Genomic DNA, 5,009 nt, shown 5'->3' on the forward strand with positions numbered 1-5,009 from the left:
CGTTGTAGTAGCGCACTATCCGGTAGCCGCGCTCCTTGAACAGCGCGGCCTGGTGGGTGTGCTGCTGCTCCATGTAGAGCCGGAGCCTGGGGGCCGCGCCGGTCGCGGCATCGGAGGCGAAGCGTTGCCGGGTCCGGGCTTCCATCCAGCCGAGCAGCCCGGTCCCGACGCCGGTGCCCTGCCATCCCGGATCGACGCAGCCGAAGCCGACTGCCTTCTCGCCGTCCGGGTTTTTCGTGATCCGTCCGTAGGCCCGGGCCACCCCCTGCGCGTCGAAGCCGAGGATGCTGTTCCCGGCGGCCGGGTTCTTCCGCGATGCGAGGATCTGGACCAGATCCTCGCAGCGCTCGAACCAGACGGGCCGTTCGACGGCGGCGGTCCGGGCTATCAGCGCGGCCCAGCCGTCCAGATCCGCGCCGCGGGCGGCCCGCCACGACAGGCGGCCATCCAGTCCGGCCCTCGGATCGACGTCGCTTGGTGCGTTCATGYGAACAGGCTAGCCGCCGCCCTACCCCTGCGCCAGCGCCGGCTCCGCTTGTGGTGACCGGGCCAGATCGAGGTCCAGCCGGCTGTCAGCCGGGCTGATGTCCTCCGGGTTGTGCGTCACCAGGACCACCGTGCGGCCGGCCAGCCCGCGCCGCAGTTCGGCCAGCATCGTCCGGCCCGCTTCCGCGTCCAGGTGGGCCGTGGGCTCATCCAGCAGGATGACGTCGGCGCCGGTGAGCAACGTCCGGGCCACCGCCAGGCGCTGGCGTTCGCCGCCGCTGAGGAAGGCGCCGCCGGGGCCGATGGGGGTGTCCAGGCCCCGGGCGAGCCTCCCGAGCAGCGGTTCCAGCCCGACGGCGGCCAGCGCCTCCCTTAGTTGCCGCTCGAGGGCCGCGGTCCCGGCAGCGGCTGTGGCAGCATCCGAGGGACGATCGGCCTCAGGCAGTCCCAGCATCAGGTTGCCGCGGATGGTGGAGTCGAAGAGGTGTGCCTCCTGCGGGCACCAGGCGGCGCGGCCGGTCAAGGCGAGCCGGCCGGACGCGGCCGGCAGGAAGCCGAGCATGACCGCCAGCAGCGTCGACTTGCCGGACCCGGAGGCTCCGGTCACGGCCAGCCAGCGGCCGGGTTCGGCGCTGGCCGACAGCCCGCTGAACACCAGGGGGCCGCCCGGCCAGGCCGCGGCCAGGTTCTCGAGGTCCACCCCGGGCCGGCCGCCGCGGCGCGCAGCCAGCAGCACCGGACCAACGGAAAGGTCCGCGGCTGCCGGCGCCAGGACGCCGGAGTCGCTGATCCGGCGCAGCACGGACCGCAGCGCCGGGTACTGGCGTACCGCCGTCGTGATGGCCGAATATGGTTCCACTAGCGCCAGCTGGAGCAGTACCACGACGGCGACGGTCCCGGGCGCTGCCGCACCGCTGAGGACCAGCGGGGCGGCGAGGACAGCGCTGGCCAGGGCGGCGGCCCCGCCGGCCAGCACGGTGATTCCCTGGCCGAGCCCCTCGGCGACGGCGGAACGCTGCGACGCCGCCGTCGCGGCCCGGTCGTCCCGCCGGATGGCGGCCAGAACCGGGGAAGCGACACCGTTGGCGTGGAGTTCGGCGCGGGCGTCCAGGGCCGCCGCGACGCGGCGCAGGACGCCGGAACGCAGTTGTTGTTCGGCGCGGGCGGACATCCGGTCGGCGAGCAGCGCCAGTGCCGGCGCTGCTACCAGGCTGACGACGGCGGCTGCGACCACGGCGGGCAGCGCCGCGGGAAGCAGCAGGCCGATGCCGGTGACGGCAGCCGCCCCGACGGCCACGGCAGTCAGCGGCGGCAGGACCACCCGCGGCAACAGTTCCCGGACGGTGTCGACGTCGTCAATCACCGCGCCCAGGACGTTGCCGCCCTGCAGGAGCCGCCGGAGCGAGAGGGCCCGGCGGCTCAGCGACTCCCAGAGCCGGCCGCGGAGCCGGGTCAGGGCGGTGAAGACCGCATCGTGGAGCAGCAGCCGTTCCGAGTAGCGAAGGGCGGCGCGGCCGATGCCGAAGAAGCGCACCCCCACGATAGCGGTGAGCAGATAGAGCATCGGCGGCTGTTCGCTGGCGCGAAGGATCAGCCAGCCGGACAGGCCGGACAGGGCGACGGCGAACAGCGCGGCGAGGATGCCGACGGCGCCCGCCGCCGCAAACTTGCCGGCGACCGGCGCCAGCAGCCGGCGCAGCTGGCCAACTGCCGTCCCGAACTTTTCAGCTCCGGCGGCGGAAATTTCAGGTCCGGTCTGGTTGAGGGCGCCGGTCGGTTCGGGACCTTCGACCGCTTCCGGCGCCATGATGTGCTGCCCCCGGAGCCCTTCGGCCGCCTCAGCGGCGGCCGGGAAGTCAGCGGCGGCCTCGTGGCCGGCGGAGCTCCTGCCGACGTGCACCAGCTGGTCGGCGAGTTCCCGGGTCTGCCGGTCGTGGGCCACCAGCAGGACGGTGACCTTCCCGCGCAGGGCCGCGATAGTGCGGCTGACCGCGTCGGCGGCTGCGCGGTCCAGGTGCGCGGTGGGCTCGTCCAGCAGGAGCACCGTGGCGCCGGCCGCGATTCGGGCCAGCCCTCGGGCCACGGCCACCCGGCGCAGCTCCCCCGGGCTGAGTTCGGCGGGGTGCTTCGCGGCGAGGTGCCCCGCGGCGCAGGCCGCGAGGCAGCGCTGGGCCTCGGCCATCGCTTCGGTGCTGCCCGTCGAGGGGGACCCGGCCGGGGAGGCACCCAGATAGAGCAGGATTTCCTCGAGGACGGTGGCTTCGACCATTACGGGGTGTTGCGGCACCCAGGCCAGGTCCGCCGTCGTGAATCCCTCCAGCCGGCCGGTGACTTCCGCGCCGGGGCCGGCGCCGACCGTGCCGGCCAGTACACCCAGCACCGTGCTCTTCCCGGCCCCGCTGTGACCGTCCAGCGCGGTGATCGTGCCCGGGGCGGCCRTGAAGCTCAGCGGCCCGACGGCGGTGTCGCCGCGGCCGGCGTAGCGCACGCCCAGCCCGCTGACAGTGACGGCCGGCGGACCGGACCGGTCAAGTCCGCCACGGCCGGCGGCTGCGGCCGGAACGAGCGGCGCCACCTGCTCCGCGTCGAGGACTTCGGTGCTGTCGGCGAGCGCCGCACGGCCGTCGTCGCTGGCGTGGTGGGCGGTGCCGAGTTCGCGCAGCGGGAGGTAGCAATCCGGTGCCAGGATCAGGGCCAGCAGTCCCGCCTCGAGGGCCATGTCCCCGTGTACGAGCCGGACGCCGATGAAGACGGCGACCACGGCGACGGAAATCGTGGCGATAAGCTCCAGGGCCAGGGCCGAGAGGAACGCGGTGCGCAGGGTCGCCATGGTCTTGGAGCGGTATTCCTCCGAGATATCCTCGAGGGCCCTGCGCTGGGCGGTGGCGCGGCCCAGGCCCACCAGCACGGGCAGGCCCTTGGCGAGCTCCAGCATGTGGGCGGAGAGCCGGGACAGCGCCGACTGGGCGTCCATGACCCGGTCGTCGGTGTACCGGCCGATCAGGACCATGAACAGCGGCACGAGCGGGACGGTCAGGACGACCACCACGGCGCTGATCCAGTCCGCGAACAGGATCCGGACCCCCAGCAGCAGCGGAATGGCGGCGCAGTTCACCAGGGCGGGGAGGAATTGCGTGTAGTAGTTGTCCAGGGCGTCCAGTCCCCTGGTGGCCAGCACCGCGAGCCCGCCGTCGGCCGGCCCGGCGGCGCGGGTTCCGGTGTGCAGGGCCCGGTCCATCAGCCGTGAGCGCAGCTCCTCCTTGACGCCAAGCGCCGCGCGCCGGGACGCGACGGCTTGCGCCCACACGGTGAGCGAGCGCAGCACCACCCCGGCCAGGCCCCAACCCAGTTGCTCGGCCCAGGCCGGGTTGTGGACCATCAGCCCGGCCAGCATGGCGGCGATTGCCTGCCCCATCAGGACGAGCGACAGCGCCTTGAGCGCTGCCAGGAGCCCCAGCAGGTAGAGCGCCGATCGGGTGGCAGGGCCGGCGGGGAACTGCGGTTTCATCGGCGGCTAGTCCTTCGGCGCCAGGGCCTTGGCGGCAATCGCGGGCAGGAAGCTGTGCGCCTCGGGAATGTGCTCGGCGCTGACCCGGCGGCGGAACACCCAGTAGGTCCACGCCTGGTAGGCGACGACCAGCGGCAGCCCCACGCAGGCGACGATTGTCATCAGGCCCAGGGTGTACTCCGAGGATGACGCATTCGCGACGGTCAGGTTGAATTCCGGGTTCAGGGTGGAGGGCAACACGACCGGGAACGCGGCGCCGAAGATTGAGGCGCTGCCGAGCAGCAGGAAGGCGCCCAGGGCGATGAAGGCCCGGCCTTCCGCGCCGCGGCGGGCAAAGTTCCAGGCCAGGACGGCAGCCACGACGGCGACGACGACGGCGGCCAGCGTCCAGGCCTTGCCGGCCTGGACCTGCATCGCGACGGCCCAGCCGGCGATCGGCAGGATCAGCACTGGCAGCAGCCGCGCGAACCACTGCCGCGCGCGGTGCCGGATCTCGCCGTCGGTCTTCAGGGCCAGGAAGGCGAGTCCGTGCAGCAGGGAGAAGCAGACGACGGCGAGGCCGCCCAGCACGGCGTAGCCGGTAAACCAGGCGAACGGGCCGCCCACACGGTCCCCGTTGGCGTTCAGCGGCAGCCCCGTGGTGGTCAGCGCCAGCGCGGCTCCGACGCCGAAGGCTGCCACCAGCGACCCGAGGGCGAGGGCCCAGTCCCAGCGGGCGCGCCACTGCGGCGTGTCCACCTTGCCCCGGTACTCGATCGCCACGGCCCGGAAGATCAGCGCCACGAGGACCACCAGCAGCGGCAGGTAAAGCGCGGAGAACAGGGACGCGTACCAGAGCGGGAAGGCCGCGAACGTGGCACCGCCGGCGGTGAGCAGCCAGACCTCGTTGCCGTCCCAGACCGGACCGATGGTGTTCAGCAGCACCCGGCGCTCCGTGTCGTTCCGGGCGAASRSYTTCATGAGCATGCCGACGCCSAGGTCRAAGCCCTCCAGRAAGAGATAGCCCGTCCACAAC

General features: G+C 73.1%; 2 protein-coding genes and 1 pseudogene. All 3 read right to left on the bottom strand.

The annotated features are described in order from the left end of the window. Nucleotides 1–487, bottom strand: a pseudogene (locus AB4Y86_RS11950) (GNAT family N-acetyltransferase); the annotation flags it as partial. Nucleotides 488–508: 21 nt separating this feature from the next. Then, nucleotides 509–3,994: a thiol reductant ABC exporter subunit CydD gene (gene cydD, locus AB4Y86_RS11955; protein ID WP_441402445.1), complete on the bottom strand. Its 3,486-nt coding sequence runs from the start codon at nucleotides 3,992–3,994 to the stop codon at nucleotides 509–511. A gap of 6 nt (nucleotides 3,995–4,000) precedes the next feature. Further along, entirely contained in the window at nucleotides 4,001–5,008 is a 1,008-nt protein-coding gene (cydB, locus tag AB4Y86_RS11960) for a cytochrome d ubiquinol oxidase subunit II (protein ID WP_441402446.1), read from the bottom strand. Nucleotide 5,009 lies beyond the last annotated feature (1 nt).

Source organism: Arthrobacter sp. 2YAF22_2, from assembly GCF_052114645.1.
Lineage (GTDB): Bacteria > Actinomycetota > Actinomycetes > Actinomycetales > Micrococcaceae > Arthrobacter.